Annotated in this window: 21 protein-coding genes; 15 read left to right on the top strand and 6 right to left on the bottom strand. The window is 65.6% G+C overall.

Going from position 1 to position 23,495, the window contains the following annotated elements:
- Nucleotides 1-95 precede the first annotated feature (95 nt).
- From NA11_RS34015 to NA11_RS34040, 6 genes are all read left to right on the top strand, one after another.
- Nucleotides 96-692 carry an ester cyclase gene (locus NA11_RS34015; RefSeq protein WP_069166171.1) on the top strand — a complete coding sequence of 199 codons (597 nt, stop codon included), beginning with the start codon at nucleotides 96-98 and terminating at the stop codon, nucleotides 690-692.
- A gap of 89 nt (nucleotides 693-781) precedes the next feature.
- Entirely contained in the window at nucleotides 782-3,457 is a 2,676-nt protein-coding gene (locus tag NA11_RS34020) for a LuxR C-terminal-related transcriptional regulator (RefSeq protein WP_069166172.1), read from the top strand.
- 327 nt (nucleotides 3,458-3,784) lie between these two features.
- Nucleotides 3,785-5,611 carry an aminotransferase class I/II-fold pyridoxal phosphate-dependent enzyme gene (locus NA11_RS34025; RefSeq protein ID WP_069166173.1) on the top strand — a complete coding sequence of 609 codons (1,827 nt, stop codon included), beginning with the start codon at nucleotides 3,785-3,787 and terminating at the stop codon, nucleotides 5,609-5,611.
- A 1-nt stretch (nucleotide 5,612) separates the two neighbouring features.
- Nucleotides 5,613-6,266, top strand: coding sequence for a LicD family protein (locus tag NA11_RS34030; protein WP_069166174.1), 654 nt, complete (start codon nucleotides 5,613-5,615; stop codon nucleotides 6,264-6,266).
- Nucleotides 6,266-7,003, top strand: coding sequence for a class I SAM-dependent methyltransferase (locus tag NA11_RS34035; protein ID WP_069166175.1), 738 nt, complete (start codon nucleotides 6,266-6,268; stop codon nucleotides 7,001-7,003). Before NA11_RS34030 ends, NA11_RS34035 begins: the two co-directional genes overlap by 1 nt.
- Before the next feature lie 16 nt (nucleotides 7,004-7,019).
- Nucleotides 7,020-7,742 (top strand): HAD family hydrolase, encoded by a 723-nt coding sequence (locus NA11_RS34040; protein ID WP_069166214.1) that lies wholly within the window; start codon nucleotides 7,020-7,022, stop codon nucleotides 7,740-7,742.
- Here the strand turns inward: NA11_RS34040 and NA11_RS34045 are convergent.
- Nucleotides 7,672-8,487, bottom strand: coding sequence for a hypothetical protein (locus NA11_RS34045; RefSeq protein ID WP_069166176.1), 816 nt, complete (start codon nucleotides 8,485-8,487; stop codon nucleotides 7,672-7,674). The two genes, NA11_RS34040 and NA11_RS34045, sit on opposite strands and share 71 nt — an antisense overlap.
- Nucleotides 8,488-8,797: 310 nt before the next feature.
- Between NA11_RS34045 and NA11_RS34050 the strand changes: the two genes are divergently transcribed.
- Entirely contained in the window at nucleotides 8,798-10,141 is a 1,344-nt protein-coding gene (locus tag NA11_RS34050) for a lipase family protein (protein WP_069166215.1), read from the top strand.
- A gap of 3 nt (nucleotides 10,142-10,144) precedes the next feature.
- On the opposite strand, the gene NA11_RS34055 is transcribed toward NA11_RS34050, so the two are convergent.
- Complete coding sequence (locus NA11_RS34055) at nucleotides 10,145-11,521, bottom strand: nucleobase:cation symporter-2 family protein (protein WP_069166177.1); 1,377 nt, start codon at nucleotides 11,519-11,521, stop codon at nucleotides 10,145-10,147.
- A 229-nt stretch (nucleotides 11,522-11,750) separates the two neighbouring features.
- Between NA11_RS34055 and NA11_RS34060 the strand changes: the two genes are divergently transcribed.
- On the top strand, nucleotides 11,751-12,275 hold the full coding sequence (locus tag NA11_RS34060) for a PaaI family thioesterase (RefSeq protein ID WP_069166216.1): 525 nt from the start codon (nucleotides 11,751-11,753) through the stop codon (nucleotides 12,273-12,275).
- A gap of 6 nt (nucleotides 12,276-12,281) precedes the next feature.
- On the opposite strand, the gene NA11_RS34065 is transcribed toward NA11_RS34060, so the two are convergent.
- Nucleotides 12,282-13,184 carry a LysR family transcriptional regulator gene (locus NA11_RS34065; protein ID WP_069166178.1) on the bottom strand — a complete coding sequence of 301 codons (903 nt, stop codon included), beginning with the start codon at nucleotides 13,182-13,184 and terminating at the stop codon, nucleotides 12,282-12,284.
- 134 nt (nucleotides 13,185-13,318) lie between these two features.
- Here NA11_RS34065 and NA11_RS34070 point away from each other — a divergent pair, with 134 nt between their 5' ends.
- From NA11_RS34070 to NA11_RS34090, 5 genes are read left to right on the top strand one after another with little or no spacing between them, the layout of a single operon-like run.
- Nucleotides 13,319-14,506 (top strand): CaiB/BaiF CoA transferase family protein, encoded by a 1,188-nt coding sequence (locus tag NA11_RS34070; RefSeq protein WP_141718001.1) that lies wholly within the window; start codon nucleotides 13,319-13,321, stop codon nucleotides 14,504-14,506.
- Nucleotides 14,507-14,550: 44 nt separating this feature from the next.
- Nucleotides 14,551-15,735 carry an acyl-CoA dehydrogenase family protein gene (locus NA11_RS34075; protein ID WP_069166180.1) on the top strand — a complete coding sequence of 395 codons (1,185 nt, stop codon included), beginning with the start codon at nucleotides 14,551-14,553 and terminating at the stop codon, nucleotides 15,733-15,735.
- Between the two features lie 9 nt (nucleotides 15,736-15,744).
- Complete coding sequence (locus tag NA11_RS34080) at nucleotides 15,745-16,881, top strand: acyl-CoA dehydrogenase family protein (RefSeq protein ID WP_069166181.1); 1,137 nt, start codon at nucleotides 15,745-15,747, stop codon at nucleotides 16,879-16,881.
- A 13-nt stretch (nucleotides 16,882-16,894) separates the two neighbouring features.
- A complete protein-coding gene (locus tag NA11_RS34085) occupies nucleotides 16,895-17,785 on the top strand; it encodes a 3-hydroxyacyl-CoA dehydrogenase family protein (RefSeq protein WP_069166182.1) in 891 nt (296 codons plus the stop codon).
- Nucleotides 17,786-17,808: 23 nt separating this feature from the next.
- Nucleotides 17,809-18,726: a hypothetical protein gene (locus NA11_RS34090; protein WP_069166183.1), complete on the top strand. Its 918-nt coding sequence runs from the start codon at nucleotides 17,809-17,811 to the stop codon at nucleotides 18,724-18,726.
- A 45-nt stretch (nucleotides 18,727-18,771) separates the two neighbouring features.
- On the opposite strand, the gene NA11_RS34095 is transcribed toward NA11_RS34090, so the two are convergent.
- The gene (locus tag NA11_RS34095; RefSeq protein ID WP_069166184.1) at nucleotides 18,772-19,347 is read right to left on the bottom strand and encodes a TetR/AcrR family transcriptional regulator; all 576 of its coding nucleotides are present in this window, start codon (nucleotides 19,345-19,347) and stop codon (nucleotides 18,772-18,774) included.
- Between the two features lie 139 nt (nucleotides 19,348-19,486).
- On the opposite strand from NA11_RS34095, the gene NA11_RS34100 reads away from it, so the two are divergent.
- Nucleotides 19,487-20,317, top strand: coding sequence for an alpha/beta fold hydrolase (locus NA11_RS34100; RefSeq protein ID WP_069166185.1), 831 nt, complete (start codon nucleotides 19,487-19,489; stop codon nucleotides 20,315-20,317).
- Between the two features lie 179 nt (nucleotides 20,318-20,496).
- Here NA11_RS34100 and NA11_RS34105 read toward each other — a convergent pair whose 3' ends face one another.
- Nucleotides 20,497-21,111 carry an ABC transporter permease gene (locus NA11_RS34105; RefSeq protein ID WP_069166186.1) on the bottom strand — a complete coding sequence of 205 codons (615 nt, stop codon included), beginning with the start codon at nucleotides 21,109-21,111 and terminating at the stop codon, nucleotides 20,497-20,499.
- Nucleotides 21,112-21,219: 108 nt separating this feature from the next.
- Between NA11_RS34105 and NA11_RS34110 the strand changes: the two genes are divergently transcribed.
- Nucleotides 21,220-21,864 carry a TetR/AcrR family transcriptional regulator gene (locus tag NA11_RS34110; protein ID WP_069166187.1) on the top strand — a complete coding sequence of 215 codons (645 nt, stop codon included), beginning with the start codon at nucleotides 21,220-21,222 and terminating at the stop codon, nucleotides 21,862-21,864.
- Nucleotides 21,865-21,922: 58 nt separating this feature from the next.
- Here the strand turns inward: NA11_RS34110 and NA11_RS34115 are convergent, their stop codons facing one another.
- Nucleotides 21,923-23,479 (bottom strand): MBL fold metallo-hydrolase, encoded by a 1,557-nt coding sequence (locus NA11_RS34115; RefSeq protein WP_069166188.1) that lies wholly within the window; start codon nucleotides 23,477-23,479, stop codon nucleotides 21,923-21,925.
- Nucleotides 23,480-23,495: the final 16 nt, after the last annotated feature.

The raw sequence follows: 23,495 nt of genomic DNA on the forward strand, positions 1-23,495 counted from the left end.
CTAGGTTTGACTTCGCCGGGCATAAGTTAACACTAGCCATATAGTGACTAGCATGGCAGTCTAGTCAAAAGATTGGCAGTCCAGAGGAGGCGGCGATGGATGCGCGAGAGATCATGGAGGGGGAATTCCAGATGCTCGCGACAGGCGACATCGAGCTCGCCCGCCAGGTGATCGCACCCGATCACATCAACTATATGGCGGTCGATGAACCCCCGGCCTGTCGTGAAGTCGGCGTACCCGGCCTGATGGCCACCGGCGTCTGGCTGCGCACGGCCTTCTCCGACCTGCGCTGGGACATCCTCGACTTCATCGAATCCGACGATGATCGGGCGTGTGTCTTCGCCGAGATGCTCGGCGTGCACACCGGACCCTTCATCGTCTACCCGCCCGGCGAAAAGCCCAAGGTGTTTCCGGCGACCGGCCGGGAAATCCGGGTGCGGCAAGCGCATTTCGCCACGTTCCGCGACGGAAAGACCACCAGCCACGTGGCCGTTCGCGACGACTTGACGATGATGACCCAGCTCGGTTACCTGCCGCCCAACCCGCGGTCGGCGCTCAGACTCGCCAAGCACGCACTGCTCGGCTACAACAAGCGAGCGGTCAGCGAGGTCACCCGCGCGGCGGCCGAGGCCGCCCGCGACGCCGCCACGGTCGTCGGCGCACCGATTCCGCAGTCACCAGGACCGCACTGACGTAGGCCCCACGGCCTGCTCTCGGGCGGGCGCAACCCCGGGAACGCCCGGTGAGCATCGGACGGCCTTCCCGGACAAGAGGATTCGCAATGCCAGAGGACAAAGGAAACCGACATACTCCGCTCGAGGGTGGGCATCAGCTCACCGCGCCGCACCGTCGGCGCGCGGTAGTTCCGCCGCGTCCCCTCGCGCAGGTCGCGCCGGTGCGTGATTTCTACGGCAGGGAGCGGGAGCTGGCGACGATCGCGACGCTCCTGCTGGACTGCACTCGACTGATCACCCTGGTCGGCCCCGGCGGAATCGGCAAAACCTGTCTGGCCAACGAAGCTGTCCGGAAATACCAGAAGTCGCGCCGGGTGCCGGTCTACTGGGTGCGGTTGGCCCGATTGGCCAGGAACAGCGAGGCACATGTCGTCGAGGAGGAGTTCGTCCGGGCCGTCGTCGATGCGGGCTGCTCCGGCCGATCCGCCTGGGACGCCCTGGTCGAGACGCTGAGTGACCCGGCGGGCGGCCGCACCGGCCAGGCGATTCTGGTGGTGGACAACTGCGAACATGTGCTGGCGGCGGCGGGCCAGGTGATCAACGATCTGCTGGTCGCGGTGCCGGGGTTGACGGTCCTCGCGACCAGCCGCGAGCCGATCAGCTGGTCCGACGAGCGAGTTCTCGATGTCCCGCCGCTCGCGCAGGCGCAGGCGCTCGCGTTGTTCCGCCGTCGCGCCGAGCTGGCAGGCCACCTGATCGCCACGCACGAACAGATCAAGCAGGCCACCTCGATTTGTACCCGGGTGCACAACAATCCGCTGTATATCCGGCTTGCCGCGGCTCGGCTGCACCGGCAGCCGTTGTCGATGCTGCTCGGCGAGTTGACCGGTGAACCGGGCGATCGCCGCCTGCGCTGGTCGGACGGGCCTCGGTTCGGCACCGAGGAACGGCATCGCCGCATCGCCGATGTGATCGCCTGGTCTTACGACCTGTGCAGCGCCAAGGAACGGCTGCTTTTCGAGCGGCTCGCGGTCTTCGCCGCGGGCAACGACACCCAGTTCGAGGACGCTGTCGGCGCCGATGTCGAGAGCGGCGGCGCGGGCAGGGAGGCGATCGAGGCGGTGTGTGCTGACGAGCATGCCGACCGCGGCCCCGAAGTGCTGACCCGAGCCGAGATCGGTGAGCTGCTCGAGCGGCTGGCCGACCAATCTCTGGTCTTGCGGCACCGCACGCGGACGGCGGTGCGTTATTCGCTGGTGGAGAGTTTCCGCGTCTTCGCGACCGAACGGATCCGCGAGCGGGCGTCGCGCGGCGCGCCCGACGAGTGGGCGCGGCTGGTCGCCAGGCACCGGCGCTACTACCGCGACAAAATCGTTGCGGCACAGGCTGAATGGTTCGGTCCCGCGGAGCAGGAGCTGCTGCGGTGGGCGCAGACCGCCAGGACCGATCTGCGGTGCGCCATCGACGAAAGCCTGCACACTCCCGAAGCCGCCGCCGAAGGCCTGCAGATCGCCATCGGCATCGCCACCCTTCGGCTGCCGATGTTGAACGGGTCGCTCGGCGAGGCACGCACCATGATCGAGCGGACGGCGGCGCATGCCAGGCCGGGATCCGCGCTGCACATCGAAGCGAAAGCGTTGATGGCCTGGCTCAGTTTGTTGTGCGGCGGATACCAGGATGCCGAGCGACTACTCGATGAGTGCGTGGCGTTGTGTCTTCCTGACCCGGCGGTGCGTGCGGACTGGCGCGCGTGCGTCGAACGTGATCACGGCTTGCCCGCGCGGGTGGAATTCGTGCGCGGCGCCGAGTTGTTCGTGGTGCATCAGGACCCGAGAGCGCTGCTCGTCCTGCGGCGCGCGCGGGAAAAGTTCACCGCGGCAGGCGATCTCAGCGGTGCGGCGACCAGCGAGCAGGCCGAGGCGCTGGCGGCCGCGATGCTCGGCACGCCCGAACAGGCGCTCGACACCGCTACCGCTTATCTCGACCGCGCCAGTGGGGCGGGAGCCAGGTGGGCGATGTCGTGGGCGCAATGCATCCTTGCGCTCGCCCTGACCAAGTACGGCGATCCCCGCGAGGCGCTGGCGATGGGCAGCAAGGCGCTGCACGGTCATCTCGCCATCGGCGATCGCTGGGGAGCGCTGATGGGGGTTCGCATCCGGATGTGGTCGCTGGCCAGAATGATCGAGGACGCCCGAACCGGGGGAGGGCAGGCCCGCTCGCGGCAGCTGACCGAATGGGCGACCGACATCGCCAGGCTGTTCGGCGGCGCCGCCGAGCTGCACAAGCGGATTCCCGCTATGCAGAACAACTTCGATCCCTTCGCGGCCAGCACCGAGGCGGCCGCCGATGCCGCGCGAACGGTGTTGGGCGATCGTGCTTTTGCCCTCGCCGCACACGAAGGCGCCGCATTGCGGCCCGAACTCGACGAGGTCACCAAGCTTGCGGTGGGCGACCTGCCACTGGATCGGTCGTCGACCAGACTCCGCACTCAGCACCATGCCGTTGCGCAGTGGCACGGGTTGACCGCGGCCGAGCAACAGGTCGCGGTGCTCGCGGCCGCGGGCTGGACCAACACCGCGATCGCGGCCAGGCGCGGCAGCTCGACCAAAACCGTTGACGCGCAGATGGCCTCGATTTTCGACAAGCTGCTGATCAACTCCCGCGGGCACATCGCAGAGCTGGTGCCGGTCGAGGTGCGCCCGAAAGTGGCCGAGGAGTCGAACCGCCGCCCCCGGCGCGCCGACCGGGCACGGCGGGCGCGATACGCGCGCACGGCACGGTAGTCACGCCAACCTCCTACCGCCTCGCGACCCGCGAGGCGGTATTGGCGTGTGCGCACCACTGCGCTGCCGACGCCGAGCGCTGGCTTCGAATTGGCTGTGATCAGGGGGTGTCACCAGCGGTGGCGATATCCCTACGTAGCCGGGTGGTTTACCGATGCCGCGGCTTTGCCTAGAGGCTCAGGCTGATTGACGTGCGCTGAACGAGGCACCGGGCGGAGCGTCCCGACCCGTTCCGATTGCGGCCATTGCGGCGCGATCGTGACGCGAGGCTTGGCCCGACATCAGTACTTCGCCGCGTCGACTCGCGGTGCGAGCGATAGGAAATACATGTCTGTCCAGAAGGCAGTAATTCTCGCAGCGGGAGTCGGTCGGCGGCTCAGCGGTGCCGTGCCCAAAGCGCTCACTCCGGTGAACGGGGTGCCGATCGTGCACCGAGCACTGGAGCGGTTGGCCTCGGTCGGTGTCAGGGAGACCGTCCTGGTGGTCGGGCATCGGGCCGACGAGGTGCGCGCGGCGGTCGGTGTCGAATTCGCGGGAATGCGGGTGTCGTATGTGCTGGCGGACCGGTACGACACGACGAACAACGCGTACTCGCTGTGGCTGGCCAGGCGCCACCTGACCGACGATGTCTTCGTCCTCGATGGCGATGTGGTGTTCGACGCCGAAATCCTGACCCGCCTTGCTGATTCACCGGACTCGGCGGCGTCGGCCGTCGCCGCGTGGCAGCCAGGGATGAACGGGGCAGGCGTGATCGCGAAACCCGACGGCCGCATCGACCGTTTCCTCACCGCATACGACAGCAACGAGGCACCGCACGGTGCGCTCAAGACGATCAATGTGCATCTGCTCCGGGCGCAGTACCTGCGCTCCGAATTCGTTCCGGTGCTGGAAGAACTCATCGACCGCGGCCGGGAGGACGAATTCTACGAGTCCGTGCTCGCCGTCACCGCGGCGAAGGGTGTTGTCGAGGTACACGCGGTCGACTGCACCGATCTGCGGTGGTGCGAGATCGATGACACGAGCGATCTGATAGCGGCGGAGTATTCCTTCAGTGATGCGGCGCAACGGTTGTCGTTTCTGGAGCAGCTGCACGGCGGCTATTGGCGATTCGATGTCGCCGATCACTGTCTGATGATCAATCCGTACTTTCCGCCGAAACCGTTGCTGCGCAGGCTCGCCGCCGACCTCGAGACGTCGCTGCTCAACTATCCGCTCGGCCAGGCCCCCCTACGACAGCTACTTACGGCGGCAACCGGCACCCCTGAGCATCAGCTGGTGGTCGCCAACGGCGCCTCCGAGCTGATCACCGTGCTCGGCAGGTTGCTCGACGACGTGGTGCTGATTGTGCCGGGGTTCAACGAATACGAGGCCGTGTTCGCCCGCAAGCGACGGCATCGTGTCGAGCTCGCCCCGCCGGACTTCGCGTTCGAGGTGGATCGCTGCGTCGACACCGCCGTGCGGGCGCGGGCGAAGGCGGTGATCCTGACCTCACCGAATAATCCGACCTCCAGGGCGATTCCGAAGGAGGACCTGCTCCTGCTCGCCAAACAATTGGCCGACCGCGAGATGCGGCTGCTGGTCGACGAGTCGTTCATCGAGTTCTGTCCGCTGGAATCCACCGTGCAGACCGAGCTCGACACCCACCCGAATCTGACGGTGATCAAGAGCATGAGCAAGGCCTACGGCGTCGGCGGCCTGCGATTGGGGTACCTGGCCACCGCGGATACCGAACTCCGTGACCTGGTGCGTGCGGAATTGCCGGTGTGGAACATCAACGGGCTTGCCGAGGAATTCCTGCGCAGGCTCCCCGGATTCGCGACGGAATATCGGGCGAGTCTGGAGCGGGTGCGATGCGACCGCGACGAGTTCTATCGCGAGCTCTGCGCGGTGCCCGGCCTCACCGTCATCGAGCCGGACGCGAACTTCATCCTGGTCCGCCTGCCGGACGGATGGCACGCCCGCGAGGTCGCCGAAGCGATGTTGAGCCGGTTCGGCATCCTGGTGAAGGACTGCTCGGGCAAATCTATGCCTGATGCCGACCGCTACGTGCGCATCTCCTGCCGGACCGCCCCGGAAAACCACCGGGTGGCAACGTCTTTGGCGGCGGTGCTGGCCACGGCGCCCGCCGGACTCGATGCGGCAGTTGGTTTTTGACATGGACGTGCCACACACCAGGCAGGACATCGTCGACCGGCTCTACCACGCGGCGGCGGTCACGCACGCCCTCTTCGCCGCACTCGGCATCCACTACACGATGCTCGGCGGCACGCTGCTCGGCGCCTACCGGCACGGCGGTCTGATCCCATGGGATGACGACATCGACTTGGCCATGCGCGCCGAGGACGTCGAAATGCTCACGGGGCCAGGCTCGTATCTGTTGGCCGAGCGCGGATTCGCCGTCGCGGACTCCGGGCACTTCCTCAAGATCTTCGCGCTCGACAGTCCACTGGAGACACTCGGCGACCCCTTCGACACCGTGCCGTTCCGCTATCCGTTCGTGCACCTGTTTCCCATGGCGACGATCGACGGCAAGATGGTCTACCACACCACGGCGGCCCGATTCCGCTGGCCGCACGACTATTTCGAGCCTGCTGAATTCGATCGGCTGGAGCGCAGGACCTTCGGTCCGCTTCGCCTGTCCTGCGTGCCGGACGAGGCCGCGCGTCGGTATCTGGACAACCTCTACGGCGCCGACTGGTGCACCCGAGTCCAGGTGCACGAACCGCACGGCACAAACGGACACACCATGTGGAACGCGCCGGTCGGCGTGTTCGCCCCGGCCATGCCCAGCTCGAAGGAAGGTTACTGATGAACCCATCGTCCACGTGGAAGCAGGTCTGGGACAGCCGAACTCTTGATCGATCGGCCGGATCCATCCTGGCCCAGCTGATGGCGGCCGACGGTCTCGACAGCGCGTTCAGCAGGCTCGGGACGATTGCCTGGACCGATTTCGTCGGCGCGGTCGCCGCACGGGTCGCCATCACGCCGGACCGCTCTGTCTTCGAAGTCGGTTGTGGTGCAGGTGCTTTCCTGTACGGACTGGATCAGATGGGATGCCGGGTCGGCGGCATCGACCAGTCGGCCGCCCTGATCGACATCGCACGCGACGCCTTGCCCCGTGGCGAATTCGCGGTCGCGGACGCCGCGGATATCGCGCCGGAGCCGCAGGCCGACATCGTCATCTCGTGCGGGGTGTTCCTGTATTTTCCCTCGCTCGACTACGCACGCACCGTGATCGCGGCCATGGTGGCGAAGGCGCGGTACGGCGTTGCCATTCTCGACGTCCCCGATGTGGCCAAAGCCGATGCCGCACAGCAATTCCGGATCGAGGCCGCCGGCGGGGAGGAAGCATACGCCGACCGCTATCGAGGGCTGGAGCACATGTACTACGAGCGGGACTGGATGCGCCGAGAACTGGCCGCGGCCGGATTGACGAACATTGCCATCGTCGACCAGCAGATCGAGGGCTACGGCAACGCGCCGTTCCGGTTCAACGCCTTCGCCTTTCGGCGACCGCCTGGCCCTTCGACGGATTCCGCAGCGTAAGGATCGGGTGGACGCGATGCGTCACGTGCGTGCCGTGCTCTGGGATCTGGACGGAACGATCCTGGACACGGAGAAGCTGTGGTGCGACGCCGTCGGCGACTTCGTCGTCGAGCGGGGCGGCACCATGACCGCAACGGACCGAGGGCGGCTGGTCGGGGCGACGGTCCCCGAGGTGCTGCACACGATGCTCGCGCTGTCCGGGCTCACACCGAGCCCGCCTGCGCTCCGGGACGCCGACGCGTGGCTCGACCGCCGACTGGCGAGCCGGTACGCGGACCCGGTGCCGTGGCGGCCGGGCGCGCGCGCCGCCCTGCGCACCGTTCGCGCCGCAGGCCTGCGTTCGGCACTGGTCACCAACACCTCGCGGGCGCTCGCGGATATCGCCTTGGGCGCCATCGGAACCCAGTATTTCGATGCCTCGGTCACCGGCGACGACGTTGCGCACGGCAAGCCGGCACCCGACTCCTATCGGCGCGGCGCCGAACTGCTCGGTGTGCCGCCGGACGAGTGCGTCGCGATCGAGGATTCGCCGACCGGTGCCGCGGCGGCGAGTGCGGCGGGCTGTGGTGTGCTCGTCGTGCCATGCGACGTTCCCGTCACGGCGATCAAGTATGGCCAAGTACGGGGTTCGCTGGACCACCTGAGCATTTCGGATCTGCAGCGTGTGCCTACTCCAGCCACGTGCCCGTTTGGTGCGCCTGCCAGAATTCGTCGGCGACATGACCGAACCACGTTTTGAGGTCGAGGTCGGGCGGCACCGGCAGCGGCTGACGCCCGACCACTTCTCCCATTTCTTGAATAGCGGTGTCCCAAGTCTTGGACTCTTGGGCGACCTGACCGTACAAGCGTTGCGCGGCGGTCACGGTTTCCGTCTCTGACCAATCGGCATCGATATCGGGTCCTTTGCGATCGAGGATCTCATGACGTACTCTCGCCGCCTCCAGGTATCGGACGCTCCTGGCGTCGAGTAGCTTCTGTACCTGATCGCTTCGCCAATCCTCTTGCGTGACATCCAAGTCTGGTTTCGCGATGATTCGGGAGATGCTCCTTGTCTGCGCCCTCGCGACCTGCTCCGCAATATGGTGAACGGTCCTTGCGGCATCGGAGGTGATCTCGGTGATCTCGGAACTCGGAATATTGAGCACCTTTTTATCGAAGTACTGTGGGTCCGTACGCCATGGCGCTTCGAATTCAATTTTCCAACCCTGCTCCCGCAAGTCGTTGAGGTCACGCGACAGCGAAGGGGAAAGTTCGCCGATCTTGGCGATGTGCGGGGTGATGAATTCGGTGTAGCGCAGTTGGGCCTCGAGGTCGAACGGGCCAGATGGCAGTGGCCGCCGGTCCATTTCGCCGAACTTGGCAAGCGTGTCGTAGATGACTCGTACCGGCGCTTGGTGGTCGTGATACCGAACGATCTCGATGCTGTTGACAAGGTTTTTCAGGCGTTCGACCAGCGCCCGAAACACCCAGCCGTCCCAGCTCACTTATCGTCCATCACTTCGTCGACCACATTGAGTTCGCATTGCCGATGCACTGAAATAATAGGCAATTGTAATCAGTCCCCAGCGGTGGAAAGGCCGACGGCCGGTGGTCTCGGGACTGCCGCACGCCGACATGCGGCAGCGGCGGTGCCTGATTTGAGCTGGGAGTTAGCTATGGTGTGGTGGCATTCGCTGGTGCGCTTCGGTATTTGGCCCTGTCGTCCACACATGCGAGGTTGCTGTGCAGTCTCTGGCTTCGAGGATTACCCGCTGGGTTGTTGCGCTGGCCGTGGCCGCGATCGGGTCGACAGTGATGGCTTGGCCCGTTGCTGCGCAGCCGGATTCGGTGCCGGTGCGGCCGGTGCTGCCGTCCGGGGTGCTGCCTGCCGCGCCGGAATACGATCCGGGCTTCTACGAGCCGCCCGCCGAGGTGGTTGCCGCGAAGCAGCCGGGGGAGATCATCGCCGCGCGGGAGGTGCACCTGGGGTTCTACTCGGTGCTGCCGATCAATGTCGATGCGTGGCAGCTGTCGTTTCGCTCGACCGACCATCTGGATCGGCCGATCGCGGCGGTGACGACGGTGATGAAGCCGCGTGGCGGCGACGGCGGTCAGCCGTGGAACCTGCTGTCGTATCAATTCGCGGTGGACAGCGAAGGTCCGCGGCACTGTGCACCGTCGTATGTGCTGCAGGAGGGTGCGATGCCGCCGGCGCCGGTCATCGGCTCGCTGCTGGTCGGCACCGAATTCCTGTTCCCCATCACGGCTTTGGGTGCCGGGTGGGTGGTGAACATGCCCGACTTCGACGGGCCGGACATGGCTTTCGGTGCTGGCCCGCTCAACGGACGCATCACGCTGGACAGCATTCGTGCGGTGCAGAACTTCGCACCCCTCGGTTTGTCCGGCCCACAGACGAAGACGGCCTTGGCCGGGTACTCCGGCGGCGCGATCCCGTCCGTCCATGCCGCGGAACTGCATTCGTCCTATGCCCCTGAGCTGAACATCGTCGGCGTCGCAGCGGGCGGCATCCCCGCCGACCTCCGAGCCATGCTGCAACAGGCCAGCGGCAATCTGGCTTCCGGACTGCTGCTCAGCGGAATATTCGGCGTCGAACGGGAGTATCCCGATTTGGCGGACTACCTCGAACGCCACATGAGTCCGGCTCTGAAAGCATTGCGATCGGTGAAATCCGGTCTGTGCTATCTGTATTCGCTCCCGGTACTCCCATTCCTGCCCTATGAGCAAATGTTCGACATCCCCAATCCGTTTCACGGTCCGGTGCCGGATCAGATCTTCGACGCGCTCCGGATGGGTCACGCCGTGCCGAAGGCGCCGATGTTCATGTTCAATGCCAACCCCGACTGGGTCGTTCCCGTGGGCACGGTCAACGCGCTGGTCGACTACTACTGCCGTGATCCCGAGGCGCGCGTGCGGTACACCCGTGACCACTTCAGCGAGCACATCACGGCCGAATACCTCGGCATGGCACAGGAATTCCTCTGGCTGAAGGAGCGCTTCGACGGCGTCCCGGTGGCCTCCGGTTGCGAAATCCGCGACGAGGGTTCGATGGTGCTCGACCCCGCGAGCTGGCCGACCTGGCTGCAGACCGCGGGCACCCTGCTCGCCGCGGCCGTACAACAGCCCATCGGCCGGCGCTGAGTACTATTTCGAACCTTGGAACGGGTGAGTCCCGTGCGTCGTGTCTCGCGGCTCGGACGTGACCGCCGCACGGGCGTAGTCGCCGATGCGGGTGTGATTGAAGAGCAGGTTGAGCGCGAATGCCGTTCCGGCGCCCAGGGTTACGCCGCTGGTCAGCAAGATCTGTGCGGACGTCGGAAACCTGCTGAACATGCCGGTGGCCATTTCGGGCACCAGGCCGACGCCGACCGCGGCGGCGACGATGGTGGCATTGATCCGGTCGGCGAGGTCGGCTTGCAGCAGGGTGTTGACCCCGACCACGGCCACCGTCGCGAACAGCACAAGCCCGACGCCGCCGACAACCGGCTTGGGTATCAGGCCCGCCACCACCGCACCGAAACGCGGTAGGACACCGAGTATTACGAGGATCACCCCGCTGGTGGCGGTGACATACCGGCTGACCACCCTGGTGGCCGCGACCGATCCGACGTTCTCGTTGAAGACCGTGTCGATGAACGAGACGAAGATGCCGCCGAGCACACCGGACAGCCCGTCACCGACGAGCCCGCGCGCGACATCGGCCTTGCTGATCCGCTTTCCGGTGATCTCGCTGACCGCAAGCATGCTCGCCGTCGACTCGGCGAACGCCACGGCCATCACGATGCTCATCGACACCACCGCGGTGATCGGGAACTCCGGTGCGCCGAAGTGGAACGGCTTGGGCACGCCGACCCAGGCGGTGTCGCCGAGATCGCCGATCGCGACCAGCCCCATCGGGATGGCGATGACTATGCCGATCAGCAACGCGATCAGCACGCCGAGTTGCGACCACACCCCGCGGCCGAGACACAGGAACCCCACCGCGATCACGATCACGACGGCGGCCAGCCCGATATTCGACGGTGTCGCGAAGGTCGGCGCCGTCGAGTCGGTGCCGACGACCAGGCCGCCTGCCACGCCGATCAGTGAGATGCCGACCACCGTCAGCACCGTTCCGGTGACCAGCGGCGGAAAGAACCGCACGATGGCGGCGAACGGCCACGCCAACGCCACCCCGATCACGCCGCCCGCGAGCATGGAGCCGTAGACCGCATTCAGCCCGTACTCCTTGGCAATAAGGATCATCGGAGTCAATCCGACAAATGTCGACCCGCAAACAATGGGCAGCCGTACGCCGGCCAGCTTGCCGAGCCCGAGGCTCTGCACGACGGTGATGATCCCCGCGACCAGCAGGTCGGCACTGATCAGCAATCCGACGGTCGCCTGGTCCAGCCCGATGGCCGCGCCGAACACCAGTGGGAGGGTGATTCCGCCGGTGTACATGATCAAAACATGCTGGATGCCGAACGTCAGCTGCCGCCCGAACGGCAACGGCATATCAACGGGATGCACTGCGGTCATCGCTACAGAGATACCACTCTTCAGTTAATTGTCAGCACACTTGAAGTTTCTAGTCGGCGACGCACTCCGCACAGTCGCCGCCTCTTGGGTGTGACAGGCGGGCGTTGAGGCGTGAGACTCGGCCCACTCTTGCCTATGAGACATGGGCGGTCTAATGTCGCTCTTGAGACACTTTGTACCGAGTGTCTCGATGGGCCGGGTTTCTGGGGAATCAGGGAAGGGCTTGCGCATGACCGATTCGACGATGACGGATCCGTGGGGATCGCCGCGGACCAAGACGGTGACCTGGTACGACCCGGCGGCTCTCGTGGCAGCCGCGACGGGTATGTCGGGCCTGGAGTTTTTGCGCGCCATGTCCGAAGGCAAGGTGCCGCCCGCCCCGATCTCCAGCCTCGTCGCGCCCGACTGGAGCGAGATGAACCCCGAGCCCGGGAAAATCAGCTTCAGCTGCACGGTGGACGAATCGACATACAACGCCAACGGTTTGGTGCACGGCGGACTGGCGTGCACGCTGCTGGACACCGCGGTCGGCTGCGCCGTGCAGACCACGCTGCCCGCCGGGGTCGGCTACACCTCCGTCGAGTTGAAGGTGAACTATCTGCGGCCGCTGCGCCCCGAGGCGGGTCCACTCCGCGTCGTCGGCCGGGTCACCAAGCCGGGGCGGCGAATCACCTTCGCCGAGGCCGAGATTCGTGATGCTGAGGATGCACTGCTGGCCACTGCGTCAAGCAGCTGCTTGATCCTCGGTGGCTGAGGCAGGCTAGCTCGGGTTGTCCCTGCTCTGGCCTGTCCCGAGCCGCCCGGCCAAATCCGTTGCGAGCTGGTCGAATCGGTCGTCTCCGGTGCGCCAGACGAGGGCGGTGTGCATCTGCAGGGGTAGATCGTCGATCGCCAGGACGACGAACTCCGCGGTGTCGATTCCGGGGCGTTGTGCGAAGGTCGCTGGAACCAGGGCGAACCCGTGGCGGTGCCGCACCGCTACCAGCATGCCGCCGACGTCCTTGTAGCGGTGGGAGTCGTTGTGGACCACGCCGGCGTCCAGCAGCTTCTGGTGACTCTCGGCGAAGACGTTGAGTTCCCAGTGCTTCGGGCCACGGATCCAGGTGCGGCCACGCAGGTCGGCCAGCTGCAGCGAGGTCCGGCCCGGAAAATCGGTGACTTCGACGAGGGCGTGCAGCGACTCGGTGGCCACCCTTCTGGTGCGTCGGCCGGATTCATCGGAGGTGATGTGCGACAACCCGATGTCCACGCTGTTGTTGTGCAGGCCGCGGTCGATGTCGACCGAACTCATCTGGGCTACGGAGAAGGTGTAGCGGCCCGAAAGTTCGGTTATGGCATTTGAAACCTGTTGTACCAGAGTGGGATTGAGTACTTCAGGGATGGCAAGGCGGACGGCGGTCTTGCCGTCCTCGGACACGAGTCGGGCCGGGATGGAATCGAATTCGGCCACCACGGTCTCGGCCATCGGTAGCAGCTTCGCGCCGGCCGGGGTGAGTCGGACGTGGTGGGTGGAGCGATCGAAAAGCGAGACGCCGAGTTCCTTCTCCAGTGTCCGGATGCGCTGACTGAGTGGCGGCACGGAGATGTTCAAGGTGCGTGCGGCCCGGGTGAAGTTCAGCTCCCTGGCTACGGCGAGAAAGTACCGCAGGTGGTGCATCTCCATGCCACATCGTAGCCAGGGTTTCGCTGGTGTTATCGGCCTGGTTATACCGGTGCGCACCAGATGGTCATTCCGTTAGCTCGGGTAACTACCTAGCGTTGGTGGGGACGCAGAGGTGACCGACGGAAGGACGAATGATGAGTGCCGCGATCGACATCGGCGGACCTGCGACAGGACCATTGCAGGGGGTGCGGGTAGTCGACCTGTCCACCGTGGTGATGGGCCCGATGGTCGGCCAGATCCTCGGCGACTTCGGCGCGGACGTGATCCGGATCGAGCCGCCGTTCGACACCGCCCGCATCTCCCCGGCGAACCAGAGCCGAAACCCGGGTATGGCACCGCTGTATATGCAGGTCAACCGGAACAAGCGCAGTGTGGCACTGAATCTGAAGGATCCCGACGGGCGGGCGGCGTTGCTCGACTTGATGGGCGAGGCCGACGTCTTGCTGACCAATATGCGCGGTGATGCGCTGGAGCGACTTGGCCTGAGCTACGAACAGATCAAGGAGCGCTGCCCGCACCTGGTCTACGCCCACGCCCAGGGCTTCAGCTCCGAGTCCTCGCAAGCCCGGCGGGCCGCCTATGACGAGGTGATGCAGGCGGTGACCGGTCTTGTCGATCTCAACGACCGCGCCGCAGGCTCTGTGCAGTTCTTCCCCACGTTCATCGCGGACAAGACCACCGGGCTGTATCTGCTCGGCGCGCTGCTCGCAGCGCTGTATTACCAGGCGAGAACGGGTGAGGGACAGCTGATTTCGTTGGCGATGGCGGACACGGTGATCGCCGTCAACCTGCTCGAGCACCTGGCCGGTGCGATGTTCGTGCCACCGACGGGACCGCTGGGCAACCCGCTGAGCCTGAGCCGCGAGCACGTCGCGCTGCGTACCGCCGACGGTGCGATCGCGGTGTGCGCCTACACCTACGACGACATTCGCAATCTGCTGATCGGTGCCGGGTGCCTGGATTTCGCCGCCGATCCGCGCTGGGACGACTCGACCATCGACCGCGAACTCTTCTTCGAGGGCATGCAGGCCGCCATCGCACACTCCACCGCCAAGACGACTGCCGAGTGGGAGTCCTACCTGGCCGAACTGGACATGGCGTTCGGCCGGGTGGTCCGTATCGACGACCTGCCCGAAGACCCCTACGTCCGGGAGGTCGGACTGATCGAAGAGGTCGAGCACCCCACCGAAGGACGGATAAGGGTGGTCGCCAACCCGGCCCGCTTCTCCCGGACTCCGGTCAACATCCGCCGACTGGCCGAGCAGGCCGGGGCCAGCACGGATGACGTTCTCCAGCAACGGAAATCGGCTCCGGTCGGGTAGACCTTCCGCCGGATCAGTCGACGACGACAAAGGAAATATCCACGATGAAACTCGAACTCTCCCCTGCGGAATTGGCGTTCCGCGACGAGCTGCGCACGGTGTTCTACGACGAAGTGCCCGCCGAGGTACGTGCGCGCTCGGCGCATGGTCAGGCCACCCGCGACGACCTCGTCACCGCGCAGCAGATCCTGAACAAGCACGGTTTGGCCGTGCCGAACTGGCCGGTGGAATGGGGTGGCAAGGACTGGAGCCCGCTGCAACGGCATCTCTACACCGCCGAGCTGCAGCGTTCCGCGGTGCCAGTTCCGTTGGCGTTCAACGTTTCCATGGTCGGCCCCGTCATCGCGGCGTTCGGCAGCGAGGCGCAGAAGGCTCGATTCCTGCCCGCCACCGCCAATCTCGACATCTGGTGGTCGCAGGGCTTCTCCGAGCCGGAAGCAGGCTCGGACCTGGCGTCGCTGAAGACGACCGCGGTCCGCGACGGCGACCACTACGTGGTCAACGGCCAGAAGACCTGGACCACCCTCGGCCAGTACGGCGACTGGATGTTCCTGCTGGCGCGCACCGACCTGCAGGCCGCCCGCCCGCAGCACGGCATCTCGTTCCTGCTGGTGGACATGACGACGCCCGGAATCGAGCGGCGGCCGATCCGGTTGATCGACGGCAGCGTCGAGGTCAACGAGTTCTTCTTCGACAATGTGCGAGTGCCGGTGCAGAACCTGGTCGGCGAGGAGAACCGCGGCTGGTCCTACGCCAAGTTCCTGCTCGGCAACGAGCGCAATGCCATTGCGGGAGTGGGCTATTCGCAGCGGGTCTTCGGGGAACTCGTGCAGCGGGCCGCGGCGGTCGATCTCGGCACCGGTCCGCTGACCGAAGAGACCGGTTTCCGGAACAAACTGCACACTGTCCGCTTGCGCCTGCTGGCCCTCGAGGCCACTCAGCTGCGCGTCACTGCTTCCTCGGCCGACGGCAAACCCAACCCGGTGTCGTCGATGCTGAAGCTCGAGGGCAGTCGTTTGCAGCAGGAGATCTCCGCCCTGCATCTGGAGGCGGTCGGATCCGATGCGCTGCTCGTCGGCGGCCGCGACGGCGGCGACCCCGCCCTGCACACCGAACTCGCCGACAATGTCGCGGGCTCGCACTACCTGAACCTGCGCAAGGTGTCGATCTTCGGCGGCACCAACGAAATTCAGCGCACTGTCATCGCCAAGACCATCCTGGGCCTGTAAGGAATCGTCGTGAATCTCGAACCAAATGAAGACCAGAAACTGCTGTTCGACACCGTCGATGCCTTGCTGGCCAAACACTATGCTCCCGAGTTCCGGGCGCATGCGGTCACCGGTGACCTCGGCTGGAGCGCGACGGTGTGGTCGGCCCTTGCCGAACTCGGGCTGACCGGGCTGACCATCGCGGAGGAGTACGACGGTGTCGGCGCCGGACCTGCCGAAGCCTTTGTCGTGCTGCAGGCCCTCGGCCGCCACGCCGCGGTGGAGCCGCTGCTCGACGGTGCTTTCGTGCCGTCGTGGTTGATCGGCGACCTCGGCACCGAGGCGCAGCGATCCGAGCTGCTGCCGCGGTTGGCCGCAGGCTCGGACGTTTTCGCCGTCGCGCACGCCGAACCGAACCGCGTCTGGGATCGCACTCCGTCGGTCACCGCGACCGCCACCGAGGACGGTGTGGTGCTCGACGGCGTCAAAGCCCCTGTGCCGCACGCCGATCAGGCCGCGGTCCTGCTGGTCACCGCGGTCGACGCCGATGGCCAGGTCGGTGTCTACCTGGTGGACAAGGAGGCATCGGGTATCGCCCGCGTCGACGGCCGGGCCACCGATTGGACCCATGCCTCGGACATCACCTTCACCGCGACCCCCGCCACGGTGCTCGGTGTTGTCGGCGATGCCGCGCAGGATGCGTTGGCGCGCACCTTCGCTCGCGCCCGCATTGCCGTGGCCGGCGAGGCGATCGGTCTTGCCGAGTCGGCGCTGCGCGACACCGTCGAATATCTGAAGCAGCGCAAGCAATTCGGTGCGCCGCTCAAGGTGTTCCAGGCGCTGGTGTTCCGTGCGGTCGATGTGTACGCGGAGGTCGAGCTCGCCCGGTCGTTCGCGCTGTGGGCGACGGCCGTCACCGAGGCAGGCGGCGCCGACCCGGCCGTTGCCGACGACAGCTTCGTGTTCGTCTCCGATATGGCCAAGCGCGCGGCGGAGGAATCCATTCAGTTGCACGGCGGCATCGGCATGACATTCGAGGCGGCGGTCGCGCACTACGCCGCCCGCCTGATCGGGATCACCCAGAGCTATGGCGGTGTGGCCGCCACCCGTCGCCGCGCGCTGCGCAGCGCGCAGCTCGTCACGATCCCCGAAGCGCTGGTCAATTAGGAAGGACAGGAAGATGTCGAAGGTAGCCATCGTCGGCGCAGGCGTGATCGGTGTGTCGTGGGGGCGGCTGGCCCGCAGGCACGGCTGGTCGGTCGTGTTCAGTGATCCGCGGCCGGATCTGGCGGAGCTCGTCGAGCAGAGCTTCCCCGGCGACGCTGCCGTCACCGTCGAGCCCGATCTCGCGACGGCGGTCGCCGGCGTCGATCTGGTGCAGGAGAACGGCCCGGAACGGCTCGAGATCAAGCAGCAGCTGTTCGCCACCATCACCGCGGCGACCGGCCCGGACACCGTGCTCGCGACCTCTAGTTCGTCGATCGCGGCCACCCTGATCGCCGCCGAACTCGACGACGTCGCAGCAGCCAAAATCGTTGTGGGCCACCCATTCAACCCGCCGGAACTGATGCCGCTGGTGGAAGTGGTTCCCGGCGAACGGACCTCGGCGGCGACCACGGACCGGGCGGTGGAGATCTACCGCAGCTGGGATCGGACTCCGGTGGTGTTGGGCAAGGAGTTGCCCGGCTTCGTCGCCAACCGCTTGCAATCGGTGCTCGGCCGGGAAGCGCGATGGTTGGTCGAGCAGGGTGTAGTCGATGTCGCACAGTTGGACACGATCCTGCAGAACTCATTGGGCTTGCGCTGGTCGACGATCGGGCTGTTCGAGGGCAATGTCCTCGGCGGCGGCCCCGGCGGTGCCAGGCATCTGTTCGCCGGAGTCGGCGCCGTCACCGGCAAGATCCAGTTCCACGACCCGGACCCCGCCCAGGTGCCTGCGCTGATCGAGCAGATCGAGGCGACTTACGGCACCGGGCAGGACGTCTACGACGAGTTGTCCGCCAAGCGGGACACGCGCACCACTGCGGTGCTTGCGGCGCTGGCCGCCACCGAGGCCCGAACGGGCAACTGACACCACGACATCGAGGAGTTCAGATGTTCAATGCCTTGCTCGCCTTGGATTTTCTCGGTGGTCGTATCGAGCGGATCGATCTGGCCGATGGCGCGGTCACCACGATCGTGTCCGACACCGGGCCCGCGCCCGACGGTGTCGGGTACGACGCGGCCACCGATCGCATCTATTGGACCACCATGGGTCGGCCCGAGAAGGTCAGCGCACCAACCAGTCTCGGCGAAGACTACGACTTCTCGAAGCCGAACGGTTCGGTGCGTTCGGCCCGGCTGGACGGCTCCGACATCCGGGTCATCGTGCCGTCCGACGGCACAATGACCACCGGTAAGCAGCTGACCCTCGACTCGGCTGCCGGGTACGTGTACTTCGCCGATCGCGAAGGCAGCCGGGTTAGCCGAGTCGGTATGGACGGTGCAGGCAAGGTCGACCTCGTCGTGAACCTGCCCACCGACGATCCGGGCAACAACTGTGTCGGTGTGGCCGTCGACTCGGCGAACGGGCACCTGTACTGGACGCAGAAAGGCCGCGCCAAATCCGGCGAGGGCCGAATTCTGGGGGCTGGACTGGCGATTCCGACCGACCGAACCGCCGAGCACCGCACTGATATCGAGACATTGTGGCGCCGGCTGCCCGAGCCGATCGATCTGGAGATCGATCCGATCGCCGGGTACCTGTACTGGACCGACCGCGGTGCACCCCCGAACGGCAATACGCTCAATCGCGCGCCACTGCCCAAACCGGGTGACCATGGGCTACAACCCGAGATCCTCGCCGACGGGTTCGCGGAAGCCATCGGCCTAACCGTCGATTTCGACGCGCGTATCGCCTATGTCGCGGATCTTGGCGGCACCATCCGAGCGGTCGCGCTCGACGGTTCCGGCTCCGATCGTGTTCTCGTGCACAGAGATAAGCGTCCGTTCACCGGCATCACCGGAGTCTGAGCCGCCGAATTCGGTTTTGCGACAGTGCCATTCGCAGTTCTGCCGTCAGTTGTGCACCGTGTGCTCGCCGACAATTCCGAGCAGGGCGTGCCTGGCCGTGGCGTCGACCGCATCGGGGCTGTCCAGGTAGCCGGCCATCAGGATGCCGTCCCGCAAGTACACCAGTTGGCGTGCAGTCGATTCCGGTTCGGGATGGTCGAGCGCGGCGAGTAGTTCGGAAAGGGTGGTGCGCAGCCAGGTGCGGTGCGCGGTGACGGCCTGCCGCACCGGGTGCGTGCGATCGGGGTATTCGCTGGCGGCATTGATAAAGGGACAGCCGCGGAAGCCGGGGCCGCACGAGTATGCGGCGATCGCGGCGAAGAGGGCGGGCAGCGCCTGCTGCGGTTCGAGGCCTGCGGTTGCGCCGAGGAGCGCGGCCCGGGTGGTCGTGTCTTTGTGCTCCAGATAGGCGACCACCAAGTCGTCCTTGGATCGGTAGTGCCGGTAGAAGGTGGCCTTGGTGACGCCGGCCTCGGCGATGAGTCGTTCCACGCCGACGGCGTGAATCCCTTCGGCATAGAAGAGCTGAACTGCCGCGTCCAGTAGCCGTTGAGCTGGGGGAATGCCTTTTTCGGACACCATGGCGGTCAGAGTATCAGACCGGTCTTTCTACTACTCGGAGCCGAGATTGCCGCTCCATTTGACAGAGAACGACCGGTCTGTCTACTGTTCCTCTCGCAAGTGGAGATACCGGTCGTTCTACCAGTGAGGAAGATTCATCATGAACAGCGCCAACTCGTCCAGCACGTTCCGTCGCCGCATCGGTTTCGCCGCCGCGACGGCCGTGGCCGCAGCCGTGGTCGCCGCAACGCCCGGCACGGCCGCGGCTCAGCCGGCCACCGGATCGGCCGGGGGACAGAAGCCGACCGTGGTGTTGGTGCACGGCGCTTTCGCTGATTCCAGCAGTTGGAACGGCGCGATCGGTGATCTGTCCAGGGACGGCTACCGGGTCATCGCCGCCGCAAACCCGTTGCGCGGCCTCGACAGTGACGCCGACTATGTCGCCAGCATCGTCAAAGACATCGCCGGTCCCGTCGTGTTGGTCGGCCACTCCTACGGTGGATCGATCATCAGCAAGGCCGCCCGCGAGGCCGGAAATGTCAAGAGCCTGGTCTACATTGCCGCCTCCGCGCCGGACGAGGGGGAGAACACCCTCACCGCGGGCGGCCCGGATCTGCCGCACACCGAGGTCGGCAAGGCGCTGTGCCCCCACCCCATCCCGGATGGCGTCGATCTCTACCTCGATCACGGTAAGTTCCACGACACCTTTGCCCAGGACGTGCCCGCCGAACAGGCCGCAGTGATGGCTGCCACCCAACGGCCGGTCAAGGCAGGCGCTTTCGAGGGCGTCTTCACCGGTCAGCCCGCGTGGAAGTCGCTGCCCTCGTACTACCTGGTCTCCGGCGCTGATCACGTCATCCACCCCGACGCGCAGCGCGCCATGGCCAAGCGCATCGGCGCCAAGAAGGTCGTCGAGGTCGACAGCTCGCACGCCGTCGCGGTGTCGCATCCCCACGAGACCGCCGATCTGATTCGCGCTGCCGCCCAGTAAGACCCGCTGAAGTGGCGAGAGGCGGTGTCGATCCGCCGATGCAGCAGTGAACGTCGGTGCAGGCCATGAAGAAGTCGAGGCCCGTTGCAATGCAACGGGCCTCGGCCTGGCGGTAGGGCTCGGTCGGTTGGGGGATGGCGCTCGTTTATCCAGCAGGGCCGTGTGTTTCGGGCCGATGATCAGGCAACCGCGAGGCGGCGGCGTTCGAGCACGGAGGCGACGAGGTAGCCGCCGCCGCCTGCGATGGCGAGCACCCAGAAGAGTCCGGTGGCGCCGAAAAACAGTGCGGCAGTGGAGGTCAGCGCGAGCCAGGTGCCGAGGGCGTAGTGCAGGACGTTGCGGCGCACGGCACCTTCGCCGAGGTAGAGCAGGCCGACAATGAGGCCGGAGCCGACGGGCCACAGCATGGTCTGCAGGTCGGGGTGCTCCACCACGGCGGCAAGGCCGGTGATGGCGAGGAAGAGGGCGACAAAGGCGCTGGCCCAAGAGAATCCGAGCAGTTTGCCGGAAAGAATATCGGCCGTGCTCGCGCCGCGCTGCGCACGATTGGCGGCGCGAATGCTGTAACCGATGCCAACGGCGAGCCCGCCGCCGAGCAGGGCGAGTGGCAGCCAGCCGGGCAGGGACACGAACGGATCGTCGCCCTTGGAAAGGGCCGCGGCACCATGTCCGAGCAGGTAGGCGGCTCCGAAGCTGACGTAGGTAGCGAGATTGTCGACTTCCCCGACCCGAGTCGTCGTGAGCTCCCGCGGGTGACCGGCAACGGTGGCGTGGGCGGTGAGGGTGGTGTTCATGGTGGACTCCGAATCCGATCGCGTTTGGTTACGGTCGTAAGGCTACGCATGTAACCTTACGAAGCGCAAGGGCTGACGCCAATAAGCTTTCATGTGTATGCTAACGGCATGGCAACCACTGTGACCGGCGCGGACGCCCCGACCAGGGCCCGCAACCGCCGCGGCGAGGGCGCGCGGTTGCGCGACGAGATCGTGCAGGCGGCCGTCGAGCTACTCGATGAACACGGGGATGAAAGCGCGATCACGTTGCGGTCGGTCGCCCGCCGCGTCGGGATCGCCGCCCCCTCGATCTACCGCCACTTTCCCGACCAGCCGACCATCATGCTCGCCCTCGTCCAGCAGGCTTTCGCCGAGCTGGAGCAGCGGCTGCGCGCGGCGGGGGACGATGCCGGCGAGGATCCGCGGCAGCGGCTGTTCGCCGTCTGTCACGCGTATCTGGACTTCGCGCAACAACATCCGCAGCGCTACCGCACCATGTTCGGCGGTGTCTGGATGCCGGCCCTCGGCGAAAGTGCCGTGACAGCAGCCGATATGCACCTACTCGGCCAGGAGAGCCTGCGGCTGCTCGGTGATCTCCTCGACGCCTGCGTCGCCGCCGGTCATGCCACGAGCACCGACGTGTCCGCCGACGCCGTCGGCCTGTGGCTCGGCCTGCACGGCCTCGCCCACCAGCGAGCATCGACCGTCGCCTTCCCCTGGCCCGCCGACATCGCGGACCGACTCATCACCACCCTGGCGCACCTGCACGACTGACGCCGTTTCGCCCTACCGGCGCCAGTCGTGGTGCGGGCGATCGGCATTCGCACCTATGTCACTGTTCGATCTTTTTCGAACGCAGCTCGTGCCCTCGGTGCGACAAGCAACGACCGGTTTCGAGGTTCCAATCCCATCCGTGCAGATTGCACGTGAGCTTGTTGCCCTCGATGACACCGAACCTGGAGAGATCTGCCTTGAGATGCGGGCAGCGGCGCTGGATTTCCCATCCGCCCAGTTCAACGGTCGAGCTGTCGTCGTGAGCTTCTGAATACCAGCCGTCCGCGTAGGCGATCCGCTCATCGGTGAGGCATTTGAAGAAGGTGTAGAGGAACTCGTTGAAGCCACCGATTCGACGAGCGCGGAAGCGAGTCGACAGGAAGATGGTGTTCACCCAATCCGGCTCGTCGTCGCGGAGTACGGTGCGGACGAGTTGTGTCGGTATCTCGAATTCGTACCGGAACTTTTCGTTCGGAACAGGCTCGCGCACAACGCGTTTAGGGAAGTCCAAGGCGATTTCTTCGGCGTCGAGGCGGAGCATGACCGGGTAGCCGATGCCATCACAGATCAGATCCGACTGCGCCATGAGTGGCTCGAGCTTTGCTCGGACGGTGTCCAGGAGCGCCGGTCCTTCAGCAGGCGCCCACTCGGCCTTCATCGCCGAGATCGTGGCTGCCTGCCGTCGCGCGTACGCCGCTATGTAGGCGTCCTTGCCGTCGGTGAATATCGCCTCCACCTCGTCGTCGGCGATCGGATGCCGCAGCGACTCCAGCGTGGCGCCCGACAGAGTCGCGGTCGAACCGGGGATCATCAGCAATCCGTTATCCATGCCGTGCCGACGCATCTGATCGAGAAAGACGAGCTGATCCGGGAATATGTTCGCCGGGTCACCGTACACATCGTTGAGATGCCGCAACTCGTCGTCGAGAAAGCATGGTGGTCCGGCAGAGGGGATCACCCAGGACGCACCGACCTGGCTGATGTATTGCCGACAGCGGTCCATGCCACGCTGGCGCTTCTGCGTGGCGAAGGTGGTCTTGGCCCGCTCAGGCATGTCGTACACCATCGGGTACCAGAGCGCGCCCGAGTACTGCAGCATATGGACATCGACATGGCCGAACTCACGCTCGAGCATGTCGAGGTCCACCGGGCGCGCATCATTCATGTTGAAAACCACAGTCTCGCCGTCGGATACGACGAGTCCGGAGTCTCCGATCGGTCCGTCGGCAGGCGCGCGGAGCGCGATGATCATTATGTCGACCTCGCCATCCGGACCGGACAGTCGGTGCTTCGCGCAATTGTCGGTCTCCAGGAATTTGTGGAAACCGAGTTTATCCAGCTCGCGCTGAAGGTCGGGAACCGGGTAGTCGGGGAGTAGGACAGTCGCGTCCTTGTTCACATGCTCGGACAGGTTCTTCGGATCGAAATGGTCCTTGTGCAGATGGGAGACGTAAAGATAGTCGCAGTTGCCGAGATCGGCCCAGTCGAGTGTCGAATTATCGGGAAATGGGAACCATGCGGCGAAATAGGCAGGATTGACCCATGGGTCGCAAAGAATGGTGCCAGCCTTTGTTTTGATATGAAAGCCGGCGTGCCCGATACTTGTGATCTCCACGGGGTCAATGTCCTTT

The organism is Nocardia altamirensis NBRC 108246 (assembly GCF_001612685.1).
GTDB lineage: Bacteria > Actinomycetota > Actinomycetes > Mycobacteriales > Mycobacteriaceae > Nocardia > Nocardia altamirensis.